At 49.3% G+C, this 22,808-nt stretch carries 20 protein-coding genes; 10 read left to right on the top strand and 10 right to left on the bottom strand.

Translation table 11 applies throughout. From position 1 onward, the window contains the following. Positions 1–39 precede the first annotated feature (39 nt). Both EKK48_06515 and EKK48_06510 read left to right on the top strand, forming a co-directional pair. Positions 40–666 carry an Appr-1-p processing protein gene (locus EKK48_06515; GenBank protein ID RTL44901.1) on the top strand — a complete coding sequence of 209 codons (627 nt, stop codon included), beginning with the start codon at positions 40–42 and terminating at the stop codon, positions 664–666. Positions 667–942: 276 nt separating this feature from the next. Further along, positions 943–1,812 (top strand): hypothetical protein, encoded by an 870-nt coding sequence (locus EKK48_06510; GenBank protein RTL44900.1) that lies wholly within the window; start codon positions 943–945, stop codon positions 1,810–1,812. Positions 1,813–1,936: 124 nt separating this feature from the next. Here EKK48_06510 and EKK48_06505 read toward each other — a convergent pair whose 3' ends face one another. From EKK48_06505 to EKK48_06480, 6 genes are all read right to left on the bottom strand, one after another. Beyond that, positions 1,937–3,343 carry a glycosyltransferase gene (locus EKK48_06505; protein RTL44899.1) on the bottom strand — a complete coding sequence of 469 codons (1,407 nt, stop codon included), beginning with the start codon at positions 3,341–3,343 and terminating at the stop codon, positions 1,937–1,939. A gap of 5 nt (positions 3,344–3,348) precedes the next feature. After that, positions 3,349–4,719, bottom strand: a complete 1,371-nt coding sequence (locus tag EKK48_06500) for a glycosyltransferase (GenBank protein ID RTL44898.1) — start codon at positions 4,717–4,719, stop codon at positions 3,349–3,351. Between the two features lie 20 nt (positions 4,720–4,739). Next, complete coding sequence (locus tag EKK48_06495) at positions 4,740–5,471, bottom strand: glycosyltransferase (GenBank protein ID RTL44897.1); 732 nt, start codon at positions 5,469–5,471, stop codon at positions 4,740–4,742. Beyond that, entirely contained in the window at positions 5,468–6,913 is a 1,446-nt protein-coding gene (locus EKK48_06490; GenBank protein ID RTL44896.1) for a glycosyltransferase, read from the bottom strand. Before EKK48_06490 ends, EKK48_06495 begins: the two co-directional genes overlap by 4 nt. Continuing rightward, positions 6,910–7,983 (bottom strand): hypothetical protein, encoded by a 1,074-nt coding sequence (locus tag EKK48_06485; GenBank protein ID RTL44895.1) that lies wholly within the window; start codon positions 7,981–7,983, stop codon positions 6,910–6,912. The genes EKK48_06490 and EKK48_06485 overlap by 4 nt, the downstream gene beginning before the upstream one ends. Before the next feature lie 163 nt (positions 7,984–8,146). Further along, entirely contained in the window at positions 8,147–8,470 is a 324-nt protein-coding gene (locus tag EKK48_06480; protein RTL44894.1) for a PqqD family protein, read from the bottom strand. Between the two features lie 166 nt (positions 8,471–8,636). On the opposite strand from EKK48_06480, the gene EKK48_06475 reads away from it, so the two are divergent. From EKK48_06475 to EKK48_06460, 4 genes are read left to right on the top strand one after another with little or no spacing between them, the layout of a single operon-like run. Then, a complete protein-coding gene (locus EKK48_06475) occupies positions 8,637–10,613 on the top strand; it encodes a hypothetical protein (GenBank protein RTL44893.1) in 1,977 nt (658 codons plus the stop codon). Next, complete coding sequence (locus tag EKK48_06470; protein RTL44892.1) at positions 10,606–11,466, top strand: NAD(P)-dependent oxidoreductase; 861 nt, start codon at positions 10,606–10,608, stop codon at positions 11,464–11,466. The genes EKK48_06475 and EKK48_06470 overlap by 8 nt, the downstream gene beginning before the upstream one ends. A 6-nt stretch (positions 11,467–11,472) precedes the next feature. After that, entirely contained in the window at positions 11,473–12,684 is a 1,212-nt protein-coding gene (locus tag EKK48_06465) for a hypothetical protein (GenBank protein ID RTL44891.1), read from the top strand. Positions 12,685–12,743: 59 nt separating this feature from the next. Then, on the top strand, positions 12,744–13,451 hold the full coding sequence (locus EKK48_06460) for a hypothetical protein (protein RTL44890.1): 708 nt from the start codon (positions 12,744–12,746) through the stop codon (positions 13,449–13,451). 48 nt (positions 13,452–13,499) lie between these two features. On the opposite strand, the gene EKK48_06455 is transcribed toward EKK48_06460, so the two are convergent. The 4 genes from EKK48_06455 to EKK48_06440 all read right to left on the bottom strand — a co-directional run bounded on the left by EKK48_06455 (position 13,500) and on the right by EKK48_06440 (position 17,732). After that, positions 13,500–14,513: a TIGR00159 family protein gene (locus tag EKK48_06455; protein RTL44889.1), complete on the bottom strand. Its 1,014-nt coding sequence runs from the start codon at positions 14,511–14,513 to the stop codon at positions 13,500–13,502. A 104-nt stretch (positions 14,514–14,617) separates the two neighbouring features. Next, the gene (gene lysA / locus EKK48_06450) at positions 14,618–15,961 is read right to left on the bottom strand and encodes a diaminopimelate decarboxylase (protein RTL44888.1); all 1,344 of its coding nucleotides are present in this window, start codon (positions 15,959–15,961) and stop codon (positions 14,618–14,620) included. 185 nt (positions 15,962–16,146) lie between these two features. Continuing rightward, positions 16,147–17,031 (bottom strand): hypothetical protein, encoded by an 885-nt coding sequence (locus EKK48_06445; protein RTL44887.1) that lies wholly within the window; start codon positions 17,029–17,031, stop codon positions 16,147–16,149. 179 nt (positions 17,032–17,210) lie between these two features. Further along, the gene (locus tag EKK48_06440; protein ID RTL44886.1) at positions 17,211–17,732 is read right to left on the bottom strand and encodes a hypothetical protein; all 522 of its coding nucleotides are present in this window, start codon (positions 17,730–17,732) and stop codon (positions 17,211–17,213) included. A 160-nt stretch (positions 17,733–17,892) separates the two neighbouring features. On the opposite strand from EKK48_06440, the gene EKK48_06435 reads away from it, so the two are divergent. From EKK48_06435 to pdxT, 4 genes are all read left to right on the top strand, one after another. Next, positions 17,893–19,188 (top strand): serine--tRNA ligase, encoded by a 1,296-nt coding sequence (locus EKK48_06435; GenBank protein ID RTL44885.1) that lies wholly within the window; start codon positions 17,893–17,895, stop codon positions 19,186–19,188. A 313-nt stretch (positions 19,189–19,501) separates the two neighbouring features. After that, positions 19,502–21,106 carry a PLP-dependent aminotransferase family protein gene (locus EKK48_06430; protein ID RTL44884.1) on the top strand — a complete coding sequence of 535 codons (1,605 nt, stop codon included), beginning with the start codon at positions 19,502–19,504 and terminating at the stop codon, positions 21,104–21,106. A gap of 28 nt (positions 21,107–21,134) precedes the next feature. Continuing rightward, a complete protein-coding gene (gene pdxS / locus EKK48_06425; GenBank protein RTL44883.1) occupies positions 21,135–22,049 on the top strand; it encodes a pyridoxal 5'-phosphate synthase lyase subunit PdxS in 915 nt (304 codons plus the stop codon). Positions 22,050–22,142: 93 nt separating this feature from the next. After that, entirely contained in the window at positions 22,143–22,787 is a 645-nt protein-coding gene (gene pdxT, locus EKK48_06420) for a pyridoxal 5'-phosphate synthase glutaminase subunit PdxT (GenBank protein ID RTL44882.1), read from the top strand. Positions 22,788–22,808: the final 21 nt, after the last annotated feature.

The following is a 22,808-nucleotide window of genomic DNA, read 5'->3' as shown; positions in this document are numbered from 1 at the left end:
GCAGTTTAGGTCGTGTCTCTATACGTATAGGAGTCATTCATGCCGCTTGTCGTGCATTTGCGAGATACCAACCCAGAGATAGTAAAGTCATGGTCTGCCTTCTTCGGGCGGAATGCTAAAGTCGACATTTCTGAAGGGAGTGTTTTCGACCTTGATGTTTCAGTTCTGGTCACTCCGGCCAACAGCTTTGGCATCATGGATGATGGGCTCGGAGCACAGTTGAACAAACTCACTGATGGAAGACTGGAGTCCAGAGTTCGCAAATTGATTCAGGATAAGCACGCCGGTGAGTTACCGGTTGGATGCGCTGAAGTAATCAGCACCAATCTGGATAAACCGAAGTTAGCAATCATCGCTCCGACCATGCGTGTTCCGTTGCGCATGACCAATGCAAATGTGAATAGCTACCTTGCGACAAGAGCAGCATTTCGTGCGCTTGCGGCTTACATTCGGCAAGAGCGCGAGGACCATGGCGGTGAATCGAAAATAGATTCAGTAGCTTTAGTCGGCATGGGAACCGGTGCTGGAAAAACCGCACCGGCAGTGGCTGCCTTCCAGATGTACGAGGCGTATTGCCAGATTGTTCTGGGACAAGAACCAAATTTCGCCACTGTCGAAGCTGCCACCGCCCATGATGCCGAGCTGCGCAAGAGCCGGTACATTTAGACACTCGCCCATACTTAACTGTAAAGCTCGCGCAGATGCCGATGCTGATGTAGTGCAGATGCTGATCCAGTCGCCTGAGCGGATGCATCAGCAGAGTCCGGATGAGGATGCAGATTTACACATCCAAAATTTAGAACTGATCCAGAGCCGTGCATCGAAAAATTATGGACTTCTCTGTCGTCAATTTGCCGGGGTTTTATGAAATTGCTGCCATTTGAGCCACTCGACCGATGCTGCCAAACGTGATAATCTCGCAAAAGCATATGTGGAGATTTCATGATGACGAAATTCAGGTCATTCGTTGCCTTTGCGGCACTTCTAGTACTTTTTCTGTGTAGTTCGGTGACTACAGCTCAAGCTCGTTCTCTTGGTGGATCTTCGCAATCGGCGGGGATCGATACCACATTTCAAGTCTATAACCCCAGCAATCCCGACGTGAACGTGTGGGTTGTGCTGCCGACGAGCAGTAATCTCGGTTGCGGTGCGACAAGATTGACTCAATTGCAGATCATCGACGTCAACAACAACAACCCGATTGCCATCACTCAGTTCGCTGACAACCAGCAGCTTGGTTACTTCTCCCTCAAGAGAGGCCGTGGAGCCTATATCAAGCCTGCAAATGGCGCTAGTTGCCTGGATGGTCTGAACGTCACATTTTTGAATCACCCGCAGTGTCCGTGTTCGAACACCTGCGCTGGTGACAAACCATTCGTGCCCGGACCGAATCTGCCAAATGGCACAAACTTTGTCGAAGCGACCTTGAACGCGCCAGGATCGTTCCAGGAAACTGTCGATATTAGCTGTGTAAACGGAGCTAATACAACAATCTCAGTTGATTTTCAGGGTGGTCCGAACTGGAATGCCGGAGCTGGCAACAACAACGTCACACACATTCAGAACTCGTGGGTGAATGTCAATTGCAATCAGGGTGCCGCTTGTGACAACAACTGCTCGCTGACGGGAGTCTTCCCGTACAACGCTACGTTGTGCGCCACTGCCGGTGCCGGTGCCTGTCCGAATGCCGGTTCGCCGCCGTTCTGTCTGGCGACCAGCGAGCACTGCAACATCCAGCGCGCCCGACAGAACGGTTCTTTCGGCGGGTTGGTCAAGGCCACCTACCTCGGACCTATCGCTCCTCCTAACTAGGAAACGCGCGATAAACAACGATAAACAGCAACTCTAACTCTGGCGGATGGCGAACTTCAACGTAATGTTGAACTTAGCATCCGCCAGATTTCTTTTGTTTCCGACCTTTCACGTGCCGATTTATTCATTGTTGCCGACTCAGTGATTGCACAATATTAGTGAAGTTTGGATGGTCGGTGCAGGACAGAAGCATCTGACAGAGGTCATAACGAGCTTTAAACTGCTGATACAGCTCAGAGTTTTTGTTCGACAATTCCGGGACAAGCAAATCTCGAATGTCACGCAGCGAATTTATTGCGTTCGAATCTTGAGCGGTTGTTTTCAGATTCTTCAATGTCTCTTCCAGTCGCTCTGATAATAGAGTCAGCTGTTTGTGGCGTGCCAGGGGCGTGTACAGTCCGGACTCTTCCAGTTCAATGTTCAGTGTCTGCAGAACGTCTTCTGATATCGGCACTGGTTGTTTTTGTTTGCATCGATCAAGGCACTGTTCGAAAGCTTTCATTGTCAGATCCCAGTTGTACTGTTCAAGCGTTTTTCGTCCGTTGAGGCGGAGTTTTTGGATCAGGTTTTTGTCAGTCAATATTCTCTTTAGTTGATTCTCGATGCTTCGAGAATCATTTGGCGTCGCTATGAGAAGGTTGACTTCGTCCAGCCCGAAGTCGGAGACACCTTGATTGGCTGTGCAAACGACCGGTAGTCCGACAGAAAATGCTTCCAGGCAAGGCAGTCCAAAACCCTCGTACCATGAAGCACAACAGTATGCATCGCAACTGGCGTAGATGGCTGCTAATTCTTGCTGTGGTGGTTGGTAATGGTACTGAACAGGAAAAGAACAATTGTCGAAAAATTCCCGTCCTTTCTTTTGTTGTGTTACAAGAACGAGTTCTATTGGTAGCTGACTGGATAAGCTTTGCAAGGCTTCGCGCAGGTCTGCCATTCCTTTCAGGGGCCACAGATAGTTGCCGACCGCAAGAATTCTTTTTGGAGAGGCTGTGAATTCGCGCTCAGGCATAGGAACAAAAACTGTTTTGTCTACCGCGGGTGGAACCAGGTAAGAATCTGTAGCTAGAGTCGTCGAAAGAATGCGCTGCACGGATTCGGAGATTGCAATTTTGTCTATCGGTAATTGATAGAGTTTGGCCATTGTTTCGTTGCTTTTGAAAGTATCCTTAAAAGAATTCGCATGGCAATAGCCTTCGTATCCCTGACAAATTAAGAGAGGTCGGGCGTCTTTTATGGCTGGGAGAGCTAGAGGCAGTAAAAACGCATTCGAAAAGAGGACAAAATCAAAATCACTTGCAACTGCTTTTTGAATCTCTGCCTCTTCTGATAACACCGGCAGCGCATTATGCGAAGTAGCCTCTGGTGACCTGATTTTTTCTTGATACCAGTTCTGATTGGCAACGGGGTTCCAGAAATGAATCACACATTTATATCCCATTGTTGAAGCTCGTTCTGCCAGCTCGAGCAGTACGCGATTGGCACCGCTGATGGTGTTGCTGGTGAGGCAGAATAAGATGCGACCTTTCATCCGAATCACTTGTTCCGCGCTGATAGAGTCGAAACACACTTTAAGAAATCAGGAGCATCTTTGAACGCGATCAGCAGCTGGCATAAGTCATAGCCGGCTTTGAAAGATTTGAAATATTGAGTATTCGTATTCTGCGTGTATTGTTTCAGCTCATTTCTTATAGCTGATAGCCGCTCAATACCTTGATCTGCTTGTAGGCGCTGATTCAATAAATCATCGCATATGGAATCGATAGCGCTATTCAAATTCTGCAATGCATCTAGTGTCACCAGTGGGGTATACATACCTTCCTCTTCTAATGCAGTCAAAAGTTGATTCATTTCGGCAGCTTCGACGACTGCAAGAGGCTCGGAGAGAATCTGTTGTTGCGCTTCTTTCCATGCTTGCAAGACTTTGCCAGGTTCGTATCTTTTGGCCTGATCAAAGGCATTTTTTCGTAATTTCGAAGACAGAACCTCGTCTGTCAAAATTACTTTGAGTTTATTGCACAGGTCCTGCGGATTGTTCGGCTCAGCGAGGAGTACTGATTCGTTGTCCACTCCGTAATCATCGACGCCGTGGTTTCGGGTGCACACGGCAGGGACCCCGCAGCTGAAGGCTTCCAGGGCTGCCAGTCCAAGTCCTTCATGCCAAGACGAACAGCAGTAGACGTGGCAGCTGGCATAAATGTCCGGTATTGCTGCGAGCGGTGGTTGGTAGTTTATTTCAATGGGAAATTCGTAGTGGTCGAATATTTTTCTACCATGCCTTCCCTGAGTTATGAGCACAAGCTCGACATTCACGTCGTGTGAGAGCATCTCGACAGCGGTGAGAGCGTCTTGCATGCCTTTCCAGTTCAGATTGTAATCACCGACCAGCAAGATGCGCTTTCGAGATGCGCTACGGTCTTTCGGAGGGCGTGGAGTGAAGAATTTTTTGTCTGGACCAACCGGGATGTAGTACGAATGACGTCCCGTTTTGCTCATGAGTATGGTTCTGAGTGCTTCCGAAATTGAGACTATTGAAATCGGCAAGCGCAGAATATTCAGAAATGCTTCTGACTCAGTCATACACTCGGCGTATGTCGAGCCGTAATGATAGCTTTCGTGGGCCATGTAGTACAAGACAGGATGAGCGTTCCCAACAAAGGGCAATATAAGTGGTGCTAAGTAGGCGTTGGAGAAAACTACAAAATCGAAGTTTTTGGCGGCGATATCCTCGATTCTCTCGATTCTTTCAACAGGCAGGTTGTTCCATCCCTCGAATCTCCGTCGTGAATTCCAGACGAGGTATGCAACTTCCTGTCCATCGTTCTGAAGTGCCTGCATAATCTCTCGACACAGTTTGATACCGCCGCTAATCGAATCGCTGTCCAGGCAAAACAGTGTTCTGTACATTTTGGTCTCGCTGTCTCGCTCTAGGTTCGCCTGGCGGGGGCAAAATACTTGCGTCTGAGTAATCCCATTTCTTCGAAAAGTTTGCCCTTGTTTCGGCAGAGAACGCTATCCGGCGATTCCAGAATTAGACCGAGCGGTTGTGCCACGCGTTTGAATGGAACGTGTTCTGCAATGCGCAGCCAGAAATCATAGTCGCCGGCGACTGTGAAGCCGGGGTCGAAGGTACCGAATCTTTCATGAAGGGACCGCCGCCACATTGGAAATGCTCCGATGAAGCAGCGCAGTAAAAGTTCTTTGTGGCTGTATTCAGGTGTTTCAATGCGTGTCCAGTTTTCCAGCGGGGACAGAGTCTCAAAGTTTAGAATGTCATAGTCGTCTTCAGTTTCCCATGCGTCAGAGTAGACCAGTCCAACCTCGGGATTCGCATCAAGAGTACTGGCGAGCACTTCGTAAGTATTTGCGCTGAGTCTGTCGTCTGTGTTTGCGTTGATCAAATATTGGCCATGAGCAGCTGCCACGGCTCGATTCCAGGCGCCATAGAGAGTTTCTCTTTCGCTCCTGATGTAGGCTATATTTTGATGATTCTTTTGATAGTCGCTGACGATTTCGGCTTCGTTTTGAAGGGAACCACTATCAACGACGATTATTTCCAGCGCGTCTGACAATGTCTGTGACAGTAAGTTGTTGAGCTGAGTTGGTAAATACCTGGCAGCACAGTAGGTTGAAACGATTGCTGTTACTTTCGGTGTCATGAGCGGCTACTCCCTGCTACTACAGGGCTGTTCCTGTCTGCGGCGGGAACTGCTGATTCAAGCCTGTTGATTTGAGCGATTAGCTTGGAAAGGTGTTCGAGAAAGCGATGATCATCTGCTAAACCTATGACTAGTTGACAGAGGTCATAGCGTTTTTTGCAGCTTTTGTAGTATTCGGCGCCCGGCATGGCAAGGAACGGTTTCAACTCGTCACGTAATCCTTGCAACTTTTCCAACCCCGGCAGCAAGTCGATGCGTTGTTCGGTCAGCTGCATGAGAACTTTGTCGATTTCGTGAAAAATGTGGCTGCATCGTACGTGCACTGCGTGTGGTGTATAGAGCCCGCCCTCTTCGAGATTAACAAGTAATTTTTCGAGCTGTGATTCTGTCACTCTTGTCTTTGTGCCGGAGTCGGTAAGAATCTTCTGCTGACAGGCAAGAAATTCAGTCACGGCGAGTTCCCAATTGAACTTGTCTTCGGTCATCTCCCCCTGTTCAATAAGCTTGTTGCGGAGCTTTTCCTCTTTAAGAACCCTTCTCAGTTTCTGGCATAAGTCGGTCGGGTCATTTGGGTTGCACAGCAGCAGGTTCTCTTCGTCGATACCATAGTTGGTGACGCCGGAGTTTCTGGTTGAAACGACGGGAATCCCCATTCTGAATGCTTCAAGCGCGGGTAATCCAAATCCTTCGTACCAGGAAGTGCAACAATAGGCGTCGCAACTTGCGTAGATGTGGGGGAATTCTTCTGCGTCAGGGCGTATGTGAATTTCGCACGGGTATCCGAGATTCTCGAAGATCTGCTGACCGCGGTGTTCTCGAGTAATCAAGACGAGTTCCACCGGCAGCTCGTCGTTCAGGAGCTTCAATGCCCTCAGTCCGTCCCGAATCCCCTTAGTCGGTAGTAGATGGTCTCCCACCATGAGAATTCTTTTGCGGGCGCGTTCTTTCGCAGGGCCTGACTGCTTGGAAAACAATTCTTTATCGATAGCCAGAGGCACATAATAGGCATGCTTTTGGTGGCGCTCGCTGATGATTTGTTGAACAGGTCTCGAGGTCGTAATGATGTCGATGGGCAAGCGTAAGACGTCATCAAAAGGAGGGCACTCCAGGTTGATTGAGTCGAATGATGTAGCTGCATAGGCGCTTTCAAAATCGTGACAGATGAACACCGGTTTTGCAGAGTTGAGAGAAGAAAATGCCAGTGGGATGAGAAATGCCTTTGCGAAAAAGACGACAGCGTAGTTGCCGCTTACGGCAGTTTCAATATCCGGTGCTTGAACTACCGTCAGTTCATGGTCGAACCAGTCCAGGTTTTTATCTGCGTGCCATATGTAAATCTCAGCAGTTTGACCGCTGCGCTTTAGTCCCCTGGCGTATTCGAGAATTGCTTTATTACCGCCGCTTATGGAGGCGTTGGCCAGGCAAAATAGCGCGCCGCTCATCTTGCACCACCAGTGGTGGATGCGATTAGCTCTGGTATCTTTTCCAGATCCCGGTCGTCATAACGAAGCTCGAAGGCTCGGGCTTCCAGGAGCATCGCGCTGGTCGTGTCGAATATGAATTTTGTAGCTCGTTTGAAAAGCTTCGGATCTGAAGAGAGTGTGATTTGTGGACCGAAAATCGACATGAACTCCCTGATCAGATCACCGGTAACTTTATTTTTACTGACTTCCGTCAGGCTCGGCTGTTGGCAGGGACCTCGCTTCAACTCAATGAAATCAGTAATTGGCAATGGTCCAGACGCAACCTTCTCTTTCCCGAGGGCTGATCGAGAGACAAAGTGTTTTCCAGAGATTTCGCGTTGACGTGAGACGAATTCGTTCAGACTCGGAAATAGTTTAAGCGTGTTGGTAGTTACGCTCAATTCGTCCAGTGATGATAGAACCAAGGTCCTACCGTCAATGAAGGTAAACAACGGGCTGTCGTCTGAGAGAATGCGATAACCGTTTTCCAGCAGCTTGAGGGAGATGGTGCTTTTACCCATGCCCTTGTCACCGGCCAGAAATATCGTTCTGGAGCCATTTGTTACTACTGCTCCGTGCATGCTCATAAGATTATTGAGAGGCAGCAAGAGCTTACCGAGTACATCACGCATTACGTTGTAGATAAAGCTCTCTTCTGACTCGATAAATTCGCCACCGATGTTTGCACGCATCGAGCGTCGACGAACGTCTATTTCGATCTGGTGCGCAAATTGACCTTCTCCATTGGAGTAGAAGACTCCATCTCTGTAATGGCAGTGGGAATTGGCCAGGCAGAATTTAGTGAAAACTCCCTCGCCTGAAGTTTCCAGGTCGTGGGCAAAGACCGAACCTATCTCTTCCAGTTCGAGTTTATAGGATGCTGAGTGGTCGCTGAAGATATCGCGTTGATCGTAAGGACTGTAGTAACTCGTGAGCCACTTGTGGATGCGCTGGCTGTGCGTTTTGACTTCCAGGGAGAGGAAGTGCAGCAGAATCTCGAACTCGTAGACGCTTTTATCGCAGCTTGATTCAACCGGTTTCAGATGCATTAAAACCTAATCGACACCATATGCGGTGACATAATCGATCTGTGTGTATTTGCGAAGTTCCGGCTTCTTGTATTGTTTCTTTTCGGCTGGTTTCTCCGCAGCAGTCTTGAGATCTTCATGCTTTTCGGTTTGTACCGGCTGGGAAGTGGTGTCGCTCATTTGACTATTCTCCAAGGCTGGCGATCTGTTCTTTGTTCAAGTTGGCAATCAGCTCCTGAACATCGCGTCTGACGCTTTCGCTGTCGATTTCGTAGCGTTCAGATATCGTCGTCGCGACGTCGTCGATGCTTTTGCCTTCGTTGAGGAGGCACCAGATCTCGGTAGCTGTGTCATTCATCGAGAAGTAGTAGCCGCTGTCAGTGTCGAGGAGCAATGCCTCGTCATCGACGACACGCCAGATGATCTCTTCTTTTGTCTTCAACATGCGCTTGGATTCCGACAGGTAAAACGAGATGTCATTTTCCCAGGATGCCCGTGTTTGCTGCATTAACGACCGCTTACTTGTTAAGTTTGAGCACTGGCACTGCCTCAACACCAGAGAAGGCGTACTGAATCAGGCGCCAAAGCCGCTAAAATGCCGCTTTCTATTAATTAGATTCAATGACGGATGAAGGGTTGCACCGCACACTTAGACCATGTGTGCTCTCTTTACAGTGATTTATTTATCGCTCATCCCGGTTCTACTGCAGACTGCTGAAGTTGCTCGAGTTCTTAAACTGCCGACTTTTCTAACCTGTGGCATTATTGGTTCCGTATTGCTCTATCTGGGCTCATTAATCCCTGGTGCCGCAGGTCACTACACTCCGGTCTTTGTTACGGCCTCGACAGTTTTTGTCTCATTATCGGCTTCGATTCTGATCTGGACGGGGTATGGAATTCGTCCTGGTTTGACAGTCTCTAAGTTTGAGCTAAGTTCCGAACTCAGTTCCGAACTGCGATCTTACTCCTGGAGCATCGGCACTGTTGCACTCTCGATAGTTGGACTGGTGGCACTGAGTCCGCTTGCAGATTACCTGAAGCGCTTGCCCGGGATGTTTCTGTCTCCGGAGCCGGAGCTGAGCTGGGATGTGGTCAGTTATCATCTACCCGGTCTGGCCGAGTTTATCCGTAACCAGACGCTCTGGTCTAGTGACGGACCTTTCCAGAGTTATAGCCAGGGCTACGAGCTGATAGGTGGGCTGTCGCTGCTGTTTTTTCATTCTTCCTGGGGGTTGATTGCAGCAAATACCCTCTCGGTTATTCTGCTTTTCTTCGCGACGATTTACGCTGCAGAAATGGTAAGCAAAATAGTCCTCGCGCCGTCCAAGTTGCCGGTCAATAAATTTGCCGTCTACGTCATTTCACTGGCTCTCTGGTTGTGTTGGTTCAAGTCCGATATTTTTGCCGTCGGTAAAAATGACGTCTTTGAAGCTGCCGCTCTTCTGGCAGCATTTGCATGCTTGCTTGACAGTCTCAGTCAAAAGCCTGATCGGGTCAGGCATAAGGCCTTGCTAGGTCTTGCCGCTATCGCCTATGGCTTGAGCATCGCCGTTAAGCTTCCATCACTCGTCTACTTGCCTTTATTCGGATTTATGGCTGGGGTTCGATTGCCAGGTCATGATGCAGCGAACATTCCGGCTGATTCTGCGAAAACTTCCGCGGCTCGCAGTACCGTTCTTTTTTCATTCCCCTCCGCGCTGGCGACCCTGTCCGCAAGCCTTCTATTGGGCGGGTTCTTTCAGTTTCGAAATCTGGTTATGTTTCATCAATTAGTTGCACCGGATGTGGTGGCGGAAACTTATCGCATGGCGCTGGTTCATCAGTGGCGTCATGCTGAACTCTACAATCCGTTTGATCGCGGCGCACTTTATGCGTTCGTCTGTTTGACAACTCTCAGTTTTTTCGTTTATTGCATAAAGAATCGCTCGAAATATGCAAATGCAGTGCCACTGTTATGCATTTTCTTATTTACTGCCCTGGGCTTAGGCGCGTTTGCCTTCATGCCGACCAGTGTCGATATTGCTGCGGGCAGTCTGAATTTCCAGGATAGGAAAATAATAGCTGCTTACATTGTGGCTGCAATTCTCATTGCTATTTTCGTTTCTGCCAGAGCCGCTTACCTGAACTGCATCAAGATTCACTCACTAGTCTGGATAAGCAGTCTGGCTGGGATTCTTCTAATCGTTCCATCATACAATCAGTTTCTGCACAGGGAGCCCACGCCTGGCATGCCCGGCTATGAGAATGTCAAAGGACTGCCGACAACTAAAATTTACCGGTGGGTGCAAGCCTTTACTGAACCGCAGCGCATTTACTCGGCGGGGCTTCGTCCGTGGGGTCTGTACGGCATTAATTTGCAGAATGATGTGTTTTACGATTTACATTCTCATATTCTGGAGCACGATGGAGAGATTAGAGTGCTGGCTATAATTAGGCAGTTTCATCCGGACTTGATTTTGATCTCTGTCGACCCCCATAGCTATACCGGTTCACCGCATAAACCTGCCGTCGTTGATTGGCTTCGCGGTCAGAGCTGTTTCACAGAGGTTTATAACGACGAAACAGTTTCTGCATTCAAGGTTGGGCATGGCTGGGAAGAGCTTCTGAGACAGATAACCGTTCCCTCAAAACCAATCCGCATGCATGGCTGATCGGAGAGCGCCCATGAAAACTGTTGTAATAACTGGAGCAAGTGGCAATCTTGGCGGAAAGTTACGTCAGCATTGGAAAGATCGCTACCAATTACGGCTGCTGGATCGCAGCACGAATGGGGATAATGAGATAGAGACGGCGGATGTCGGCTGCTGGAACAGCAGCTGGGTCGATCGGTTCGTTGGTGCCGATGCGGTCATCCATCTTGCTGCCGATGGCATTGGCTGTGCGGATAGGCATAGACTGATCCGCACTAATATCTACGGCACAATGAATGTGTTCAAGGCTGCTGTAGACGCGGGAGTACGCCGTGTCATATTTGCCAGTTCGAGTCATGTGATGGGAATGTATCGGTTCATCGCAGAGCCGGCAACGATTACAACCGACCTTGAGACTTATGCCGGTGGTCACTTTGTTCAGGATGGCTGGAGTTATGACAGCACCGTATATGCTACCACAAAGGTTTTTGGTGAAAAGCTGGCTCGGCGATACTCTGAGGAGCATGCATTGGAAGTGATCGTCGTGCGGATTGGATTCATTATGCAAGGCAAGAACGCTGCTGAGGACTTCCCAGCGCGGACGGATGAATGGCTGAAACAATTGTGGATGTCCAATAGTGATTTTTATGCCTTGATGGATCGCTGTTTGCAGCAAGAGTTTGAGCCTAAATTTGCTATAGCTCACGGCATCTCTCGTAACGCCGGGTCTTGCTGGGATGTTGAGTCGACTGAAAAACTCCTCGCGTTCGAGGCGCAAGATGGACTGGTTGTGAACCCTGCGAAAGTCCGACTGCGCCCTGGTTATCTCGCGAAACTGCGGTGGGAGTTTCGGAAATTGATTCCCGCAATGTAACTTGAAATGTTGAACTTCCCTGTAAGCCTGACACATGCAAAGGAACTCGAGTTCCTCGTTTGTCTTGCGCTGCCCTCTTTGCCGGAATCGCGTCTTAAGCGGGCGAAGGGGCTGGCTAAAGATGGGCTTGACTGGTCATATCTTCTTTCTGCTGCTGCCTTTCATGGCGTAGTGCCGGCTTTTATGAAACATGTGAAGGCGCACTTCGAGACTGATGTGCCAGGCGAAGTGATATCCCAATTAAACGTTCGCATGAAGCAGATATCGACGCAGAATTTAGCGTTGGTTGGTACGTTTCTCCGTTTTTACAGAGAACTGGAAAAACAGGGCGTAAAGTCGGCTATCTTCAAAGGACCAGCTTTAGCCTTGCTTGCTTACAACGATTTGTTTTTACGTGAGTTTGGTGATGTGGATGTTTTTGTCGACAAAAAGGACGTGAAGACGACGCAGAAACAATTGCTCACTCTCGGCTACAAGCCCTTGCCCGAACGTGATCCTCCTCTTAGCGAATCGTTTTTTCAGTCTGACCGTTTTTTATCGGTAACGACAGAGCATACATTTGCCAGGCAATTTCCTACGGGCGTAATCGATGTTCACTGGGAGGTGCAGCCTTCGCATCTTTTGCCGTTGACTTCAACTGAAGTTCTCGCCAATACGGTAGAAATTTCTCTGGAGGGGCGTACTGTACGAACCATCGAGCCAAATCTTTTGTTTGTGGTGCTCACTGCTCATGCCTCAAAGCATGCCTGGGATCGTCTGATCTGGATTTGTGACATCGCTCAGTTGTTGGACAACTGTCAAGATTTTGATTGGCGCAGAGTTTATGACTTTGCCGACCGACTTAATGTCAGCGAGATGGTGACATTAGGACTGCTTCTGTCGAATCGCTTCTTCGATTCTAAGTTGCCGTCCATCGCACTTGAGAGAAAGACGAAAACATTAGAGTCACTTGTTGAAGATGTGGTGCACAACCTGCCTGCTATGAAGCTGGAGGGTGAAGGTCTCATGGTTCGCTACTGCAAGTTCAGTGCAACTCTGTTGTCTGGAGCGCAGGCCAAGTTTCGCTTTTTAGCGCGGGAATTTTTACAGCCTACAGTTCCTGACCTTTTGAGACTAAAATTGCCTGAGCCTCTATTTTTTCTCTATTTTGCGCTGCATCCGCTCTGGCTTTTCTGTGATGCGGCGCGCAGGCGTTTGACGTGGACTCGCGCTGAGTGAGGGTTTTTGTGGTTAACCTGAGTGCCGCGCTATGATAAAGAACGATGTTAGTTGAGTTGATGTCAACGATGATCTCCCTGGCTTTGAATTGGATCGGACGGTTTCCGGGTGCGAAACTGCCTGTAGCGCACGGTTTACGATTGTGCCTTGTTTGGCTTGCTGCGGTGGTTTTTGCACTGAGCACTCTTGTTGGACTTTGCACCGTCCCGTGCTCTGCCGATATTAATGCAGACTTGTTGGATCCGAAACTTGAAGAACAGTATGACTGGGCCATGTACATGGACGTCCATGACATGAAAAATGTTTTGAACTATCCTACTTCTAAATTGCATCCTCTTACTAATCTGCGTGTGATTTATCGCCCTCTGGCACGTGGTCTGCGCGCTGCCGACTACAAGAAGGCGCGTGTGTATGAGGAGTTCTGGTATCGAGAAGAGATGCCTATTGGTTTGAAGCGTAATGAGCAACTCCAGATCGAGAGCTATAAATTTGGAATCATTTTCGTCCAGCCCCGAGATGGAGAAAACGACCATACCTATGCCATTGCCAATGCACTCGTGAGAATCCTCGTGGACTTGTGGATTCACGATATTGTGGCAGGATACGTTGTTGTGCCCAGAGACAAGTTTGATCAGATGGCTGGTGCTTTGAGTCGTTATGGATTTTTCCCTGGAATGAGGGTGGCTCAGGGCGCGCAACTAAGCATTCATCTGCGGTCTTACCCGGCCGGAAGGGATGAGATATATTTTTTTCAAAAGGGTTATTAGTCAAATTTGACTGGCTTTTCAAGGCTTGTTAGCCAATCATGCCGCGTTTTAAACCGCTTTTTCCGATTCCACTGAACTTTTGATCTGGGAAACATTGCTCTCTTTGACGGGGGCGACTTCAAGTGACGGTTTGAGAGATGGGTCGCTAACTTGTTCACTGTCTGATTGGTTTTCCTGTTCGCCACTATCTCTGGTGGCAGTATTCGATTTGGTGCGACCGAGCATTGACAGAAAGGAATCCAGCGGGGTTGGAGATTTGCGGTCTGCGTCTTTCAGGTACATGTATGATAGTGGGTCCATCAAATCGTCAGCCGTGCTGTAACGGGCGAGAATACCGCGGTTGGCTGCCGATATGGCGCCAGTTTCCTCTGAGACGACGATGCACAAGCCGTCATAAATTTCGGATAGTCCAATAGCGGCGCGGTGTCTCGTTCCATATCGCGAACTCAATTTTGGATCGTCGGTCATCGGCAAGATCACGCCGGCTGCGACAATTTTGTTGTGGCGGATGACGACTGCGCCGTCGTGTAGTGGTGATTTTGGAAAGAAGATTGAGAGCAGAAGATTGGAGGAAATGTCTGCATTTACCGGAGTTCCGGGGCTGAGATAATCTCGTTCTCCTTCTGGTGGTTCAACCACTATAAGTGCGCCGGTTTTGCTTCTAGAGAGATCTCGAACTGCTGAAATTATTTGAGCGATATCGTGTCTGGTATTGTCAACGTCGCGATTCGGCAAGGAGAAATCGATTCTGAAGGTGTTCATTCTTCCTAGATAGCCCAGTCCCCGTCGAATCTCTGGTTGAAAAATGATGACGAGCGCCATCACCGCTACTGGTATCAGGTGCTGTAGGATAGAAGTGACAAGAGTGAATCCGGCAAAGTAGGAGATTACTGCGACGCCGATCAGAACCATCACGCCCTTGACCAATCGCTCGGCTTGCGTACCGACTATCCGGCGCCATATCCAGATGGCGCAGTAGCAGATAATCATGATTTGAACGAATTGTTTCAGGGCGCCTAACCAGTTCGCCTGGCTGATGATTTGGTTTAAATCGCCACCCATTTGAAACTAACCCCTTATTCGTTCAGTAACTGATTCGTGAATTCAACCGTCATCGGTTGAGTAGAGCGATTTGTTCCGCCAAAACTGGTCTGCACTAGACGACCTTATAGCAGACGCTCCGGCGTCCTATCATTGCGTACCAGGTCTTCGTTCGTTTCCCTCGCCAGAATTATTTCGGAGGTCCCTTCGTGCACGAGTACGCATGCGGGGCGTGTAGTGCGGTTGTAGTTAGATGCCATACTGTAGTTGTAGGCACCTGTTCCGAACACGGCGATAATGTCGTCGCGTTGGGCCGCTAAATAAGCTTCCTTTACGATTATATCTCCCGATTCGCAATACCTGCCGACGAGGCTGACAGGTTTTTTGGGAATTGGCTCATTCATGCGGTTTGCTACGCATGTTGTATATTTCGCCTGATAGGTTATGGGGCGCGGATTGTCAGCCATACCGCCATCGACCGCCAGGCAGGAGTATCCACCTTCTATATGCTTTGTATGTCCAGCGCGGTAGAGTGTGACTCCGGCTGTGCCGATCATAGAGCGGCCAGGTTCTACAAAGAGTTCGGGTAAGTCGATGTTCCTTTGAGTGAATGCCTCCGCTACCTTTGTTGCTACTGCGTGAGCCCATTCGTAAATAGGTGTGGGTTGATCATCTTTTGTATAGGCGATTCCCAGTCCGCCGCCGACGTCCAGGTGTGTCAGGTTGATTCCATAGTCTGTTTTGAGCGTAGCGAATCGATCTGCCATGATGTCAATCAATTCCAGAAATGGACCGAGGTCGTGCGATTGCGACCCGATGTGCGCATGCAGCCCAATCAATTCGATTGAGTCTGTATGCTTCAAAACCAGTTCTGCCAGCTCGTTCAGGCTGTCGAGTGGCACTCCGAATTTGCTATTGTGCTGCCCGGTTTTGATGTGTTCGTGCGTATCTGGCTCCACCCCTGGTGTCACGCGAATCAAGATGGAAGCTTTCTTTTGGGCTGTCCTGGCTAGTGCCGCAAGGATTTTGATTTCGTCGGCGCTGTCGACAACGATTTTCACGCCTGTATAGTCCAGTGCTGCCTGGAGCTCGCGTTCGCTTTTGTTGTTTCCGTGCAAATAAATGAGATCGGCAGGAAATCCCGCTTTTATGGCTGTGTACAACTCTCCTTCAGAGACGACGTCCAGTCCAAATCCCAAATTACGAATCAAGTGACAAATAGCTGTGCATAGAAATGCTTTGCCTGCGTAGAGTGGGCGTGCCTTTCTGTACGATGATAAACCTGCTTGAAAGGCACTAGCAGCCTGGCGTATCGTTGCTTCGTCGATTATGTATAGCGGTGTGCCGAATTTTTTCGCTAAATCTACTGTGTCGCAGCCGCCGATGGTCAGGTGTCCTTTTTCATTCGTGGCGGCGGTGACAGGCTTAATTTCTACGTTTGGCGAAACAACGCGCGTTGATTGGCTCATGAGAGCAGGTGCCTCCGTCGACAAGCTTGAGCTGCGCATTTGTGGCGGCGCAGGTCTCTATTATCGCGCAGACGTGGACGTAAGTCGAGTCGACGATCAAAACGGCGCAACATTCATCTAAAAACCGCGCCCTGAGCCTAGCTCAGAAAATCGCAAAAACTGTCAAAGCGGTACTGGCGCTGCTGCTAGCAGTGCATTGTGGTTTTGCTACGAATCAAACCTGAGTTGTTACGCAAAGGCTTGTGTCGACCCGAATCTTTCTGCAACTCCTCGACATCGAGGTGGTCAGTAGGTATGAAGGTAGTGTAGCTGACGTGACTGGCTCTATCACCGAGCCCGGTCAGGCTGAAGGTCATCTCTTCCACTTCTTTGATGTTGCGAGCTGCTAACGCGCTGGCCATGACTTGTACTCCGTTGTCGCTGAGCACGTATCCGAGCGCTGTCTCATATGTCGATTGCACCCATCCTTCGCTAAATGAGTAGACGCCGGCTATTTGTCCTTTAAAGATGTAAACCATGCACAGAGCTTCATTAGTGGAGGAGTTAATCACTACACAACCTGGTGAATTGCTGTGCATGAGATTACGCACCACGGTTTCGAAAATTTGTTCTGCTGTGCCGCCTGAGTGTTCGATCGGATGACCGTGAAAAAGAGCTCCACCAGCTAGAACAAGCTCCTCATTTAGTAAATATGTGTCGATGATATTGCCCGGTTTGGCGAGTTCAGACATCGACAACCGATGCGCTTCTTGCCCGAAGACTTGTTCGGTTTCGACTTTACTTCCGTACAGGCAACCCAGTACCCGTCCTCGAAAAACCAGTATGGCGGCACGCGATTTACTGGTTTCTGATACGATGCGGATACAGCAAGTGCTCTGTTTAGCCTCAATTGAAACAAGCAGTTGATGATACTTGATGCGATGTGACTGGGCGATTTCGTGAGCATCGCGCACCGCAGGTAGTGGCACAAGATTGATTGCCCGGCGGTTAGAGCCCCGGCCGTTGTTTTCTGCCGAGACTAACTTGGATATGGTTTCCTGAATTCCTCTTTTGTCTTTCCAAGCAAACATGTGCACGGGTCCTGCAAATTGTGGGTGCGCAATTAGACCGTTTATAGCGGCTTTCTGGGCGTTAGGTTAAGGTGAAGGCTAAGGCTGCTCACATTGAAGGTAGCAAAGAGAGATAGCACTGTCACTGGGAAAATTACGAATGTGAGTTGTTTTAGTTTAGGTAGGCAGGAGTGCATTCGTCAGTAGAAAGCCTGGTAGATATGAGTCACAACCGGGGCGTCCAATTTGGATCTGAGTGCGTCCTCGTCGAGTCCCTCTAGAACTTCCGCCTGGTTATCGACCGGATTCCGGCGCGGTCGTTCAGGAGAATTTCTTGGGTCTTGATTTTGGGGATTTTGTTTTCGTGGATAGCTGACAACGATTACATCTAGACGAGCGCCCCTGTCGACAAGTTCGTTGTGATGAAGGTAAATACTCGCTGCCGCTACAAGTCTTTGTTTCTTCTCGTGTGTAATTGATTCCAGGCCGTACATCGACACGCCGGGGTGAACAGATGTGATTCTGGTTTTGACTTCTATAAACACAAGCAGTTGTTCGGGGCTAAGAGCAATGATGTCGATTTCATATCTGCCTGCTTTCCAGTTCTGGTTGATGATGGTCCAACCCTGCGAAAGCAGTGTTTGCGCTGCGAAGCGTTCGCCCATGTGCCACAAGAGCGTACGGCGTTTGACAATTGAGTCGTTGAGCAGTTCCATTTGCATCTTCAGTGGTTCCACCGAATGCAACAATGTGTGGATGTTTGATCTGATTTGTGCTGCATAAACCTGTCCTTTCTATATAATTGTCATCTTTGCAGGTAGGTGAATGGACCTTCCTGTAAGTGAATACGCGTTATCCCTGTAAAAAGTTCAAAGTGAAGCCATGATTGATCTAAGACTAATTCGAGAAAAAGCAGACGAAATTGAGAAGGCTCTGGGGCGTCGCAATGGCGGTTTCTCGATCAAAGAATTAGTTGAGGTTGATGCCGCTCAGCGCAAGGCGCAGAGCGAGTGGGAAGCGCTCAATCAACGTAGCAACCAGCTGCAAGGTCTGATTAAGGCGGCTCAGGCAGATGAGCGCGAAAAGCTGAAAGTAGAGGCCAAGGACGTAAATGTTCGCATCAAAGAAGCCAACGCATTGCGCACTGAGTTGGATGCGCGGGTGAAAGAGCTTCACTTTGCTTTGCCGAACGTTCCAGATGCTTCCGTTCCCGATGGTCCTGACGAAACTCACAATGTCGAGCTGCATGTGTGGGGCGAAAAGCCGGAGATCGAAGATCCCAAGGAGCATTGGGAATTAGGGCCTCCATTACGCATTTTCGATTTTGAACGCGGCGTGAAAATTGCCGAGTCACGTTTCACTGTGCTCATGGAAATGGGTGCGAAGATGGAGCGTGCCTTGATGAACTTCATGCTCGACTTCCACTCAAGCCGCGGTTATAGCGAAGTTTTTCCGCCGATACTTGTTAATCGTCAATGCATGATTGGTACCGGACAGTTGCCCAAGTTCGAAGGGGACTTCTATAAGTGTGCAGATGACGAACTATATCTGGTGCCTACTGCAGAGGTGCCGGTAACTAATTTGTATCGTGATGAGGTTTTAGATGCTTCTGCTCTGCCCATCAGTCACTGTGCTTACACGCCTAATTTCCGTCGAGAAGCTGGTAGCGCGGGCAAGGACACGCGAGGCTACATTCGGCAGCATCAGTTCAACAAGGTCGAGCTGGTCAAATTTTGCTTGCCTGAAGACTCAGAAGCGGAGCACGAAAAGTTGACGCGTGATGCGGAAGCCGTTCTAGAGGCGCTCAAGTTGCCATATCGGCGAGTAATCTTGTGTGCCGGCGACATTGGTTTTTCTGCAAAAAAATGCTTCGATCTTGAAGTCTGGTTTCCCGGTCAAAACAAGTATCGTGAAATCAGCTCATGCAGTAACTTTGGCGATTTCCAGGCACGGCGAGCGAATCTCAAGTACAGACCCGCTGATGAAGGAAAAGCTCGCTTCTTGCACACTATAAACGGCTCTGGATTAGCGATCGGCAGAACTCTGGCGGCGATATTAGAGAATTACCAGCAGCCTGACGGAAGCGTCAGGGTGCCTGAGGTGCTTGTCCCATACCTGGGTGGACTGAAAGAGCTCAGACGGACTGACGGCGCTCCGTGTGCTGGAGCTTGCCACTAAGCTCGGACGGGATCTCTATCCAGCCGGACCTCGATCCAAGCTGGACCTCGATCCCAACTGGACGTCAATCCAACTGGACGTCAATCCAACCGATTTGAGCAAAAAATACTGAATCGATAACGGTTGAATACGCTGGCACGTTTCAGTATCCATACAATCATGATTGGCTGGATTGTCTTCCCTGCCAATCTGGGATATGCTGAATTTTGCTTGATGCTGTTTTTTGTTGGCTTTACCTGAGTCCTTTGTTTCCTTGGACTTTTAGTTGGTCGGCCGGGGACTGGTTTAATCCAGATTGGATGAGTCGGAATTTATGGATTGGCTGGATTTGCTGAATGTGGAAGAGCATGGGCTGGATCGAACCGAGCCCATGTACGCCAGAATAACCTCCGGTATTCGCAAAGCGATTCAGTCCGGAGAATTAACTGACAATAGCCGCTTGCCGACGAATAGAGAACTGGCGGCTCTTTTGAAAATTGATCGCTCCACGGTCTCGAGGGCCTATCTCGAACTGAGCCAGTCAGGCTTGATCGATAGCCACGTCGGGCGCGGCACATTCGTACGTCCGCTCGCGCAACGACGTCGTCTTGCTTTCAAGAGTGCTGAAGAAATGCCTGCCGTGAGCGATGGCGCCTGGCCTGCTGTTTTGAACTGGACTGAAAAATTCTCTGAATCCAGTCGTGCTTCGCTCGATTTGATTGGGCGCCAGCCGGCAGCACCAGAGCGCTCCGATATTATTTCTTTCGCCGGTGGAATTCCAACTGAGGAGTTCTACCCCAACGAGCAGTTTCATCGCATCGTCAATGAGTTGTTGCAGTCCGCAGATGCAGCTCGTATGTTCGGATATAGCGCTGCCGAAGGCAGTCATTATTTACGAACAGAAGTGAAGAAACATCTGCTCAAACATGGTATCGACTGTGGTGACGATGAGCTTTTGATTGTCAGCGGTTCTCAGCAGGGCATTGATTTAGTCACCAACATTTTCGTAGATCCCGGCGACCTGGTCGTTCTTGAGGACCCGAGCTATTTTTGGGCAATTTGCAATTTCCGTGCACGTCAGGCTCGTTGTCTGCCGATTAGTTTAGATAATGAAGGCATTCGCTTGGATCTCCTCGAATCCAGTCTTGCCAGGCAGAGAGCCAAGCTGCTTTATGTGATGCCAAGCTACCAGAATCCCACCGGTGCGACAATGTCAATGGCACGGCGCATTGCATTGATTGATCTGGCAAGGAAGTATCAAGTGCCCATACTCGAAGACAACTTCGTGGGCGACCTTGTTTATGGCGACGCGGTACTACCTCCGTTGCGTTCGCTTCCGGGTGGTAAGGATATCGTGATCCATCAAGGCACCTTTTCCAAGGCTCTGTGCCCCGGCTTGCGACTGGGGTGGTTGGTGGCACCACCTGAGGTGACAGCGAGATTGCTGCTCGCTAAGCGAACATCAGATCTTTCGACTAATTCAATCGCTCAAATCATTCTCGCCAAATATCTGGAAGAAGGTCTTTACAGTAAGCATCTCGAACACGTGCGTTTGTCGTACAGAGCCAGGAGAGATGCGATGTTGAAGGCTTTCTCTGAATATTTTTCTGACGCAGAATTGAGTTCAAAAATGACCTGGTCCAGTCCAGCTGGAGGTTTGTTTATTTGGGCAAAGTTAGCGCCTGGTCTTTCGGCGCGTGAATTTCTGAATTTTGCTGAGATGGAGGGTGTTTCATTCTCTCCCGGTGACATCTTCTTTTTGAATGGCGGTCACTCGGAGTATCTCCGACTCTGTTTTATTCAAACAGAGGAGTCAATTATTGTAGAGGGTATAAAACGGCTCGCAAGAGCTATGCGCAGCTATTTAGAATCGGTTGCGCGTTTGAACTTGGCGGATATTTCCGGCAAAGCGCGTGTGCGCAACAACGTACTGATTTGACAAACTGATGTCTTGACTGGAGGAAATTATGGTCATTGAAACTAAAGACGCCGGGAAAAAAATCGCGACTGGTACTGAACTGGTCAAGAAGGCGTTGCCTCAGATGCTCAAGGGTGGCGTAATCATGGACGTCGTCAACGCCGAGCAGGCCAAAATCGCGGAAGATGCCGGTGCCGTCGCCGTGATGGCTCTTGAGCGAGTTCCTGCGGACATCCGCGCTGATGGTGGCGTTGCCCGCATGAGTGACCCGGAATTGGTGAGCAAAATCATCGAAGCCGTAAGTATTCCCGTCATGGCAAAAGCGAGAATCGGACACTTCGTCGAGGCTCAGATCCTTGAATCACTGGGAGTTGATTGCGTCGATGAAAGCGAAGTTTTGACGCCGGCGGATGAGGAATATCATATCGACAAGAATTCATTCACTATTCCGTTTGTTTGCGGCGCTCGCAATCTCGGTGAAGCTCTCAGGCGCATCGGTGAAGGCGCAGCGATGATCCGCACGAAAGGAGAAGCGGGTACAGGTGACGTCGTTGAAGCGGTTCGTCATGCTCGCAAGATTCTTGGCGAAATTCGTTTGTTGTCGACGATGCCTCGGGAAGAACTGATGACATATGCAAAGAACATCGGCGCACCTTACGAGCTGATTTTGAAAGTTGCAGAAGAAGGCAAGCTACCGGTTGTTAACTTCGCCGCCGGAGGCATCGCCACTCCAGCCGATGCTGCATTGATGATGCAAATAGGTGTTGATGGCGTTTTTGTGGGCTCCGGAATCTTCAAATCTGGCGACCCTGGAAAGCGTGCCCGCGCCATTGTGAAGGCAACGACCTTCTATCAGGATCCCGCTATTCTGGCTGAAGTAAGCCGCAACCTGGGCGAACCGATGGTTGGTCGCACGGCGCGCAACTTGAGCGAAAGCGAGCAACTTGCAGTTCGTGGTTGGTAGTTTGAAGTGGTTCGAATTAATTTGAACTAGTTCGAAGCAGTTAGACGCAGTTCGACGCAGTTCGGAGTAGTGAAAGCAGCTGCCGGAGGGTCTATGACAAAAATTGGTGTGCTTGGATTGCAGGGATCTTTCGCTGAGCATATGGCTGCGATTGAGAAATGTGGTGCTCAAGCAATTGACATACGAAACTCCCGGCAGCTTGCCGATATTGATGGACTAATCATTCCGGGCGGTGAATCGACTGCAATTGCCAAACTGACTGGAGATAACCCTGACCCGATTTTTGATACCATCAAAAAGCTGGTGGGTCAGGGCTTGCCGGTGTATGGAACTTGCATGGGCTCTATTTTTCTTGCAAAAGAGATTGAAGGGTCGCAGCAAGGACGCCTGGCTTGTATGGATATAAAAGTTCGTCGCAACGCTTTTGGACCTCAACGCAATAGTTTCGAGACATCAATAAAAATAGATTCGCTTGGACTGGAGCCGTTTCCAGCTGTATTTATTCGGGCACCAATAATGGTATCAGTTGGTCCTGAAGTGGAAGTATTGGCCAAAGTTGAGGAAGGAATTGTCATGGCAAGACAAAAGAACCTTCTCGTCACTGCTTTTCACCCGGAAATCACAGATGATCTGCGCGTTCACAGATACTTTCTCAGCATTGTCGAATCCCAAAAGGATCTCAGGGGAGCAGGTCGCCAGGTCGGCTTTGACACAGTAGTCGATTGTCACCCTGTTTAGGACTTCATTTCACTCCCGCTG

The sequence above is a fragment of the Candidatus Melainabacteria bacterium genome, from assembly GCA_003963305.1.
Lineage (GTDB): Bacteria > Cyanobacteriota > Vampirovibrionia > Obscuribacterales > Obscuribacteraceae > PALSA-1081.
This window is presented reverse-complemented; position numbering and strand designations above follow the sequence as displayed.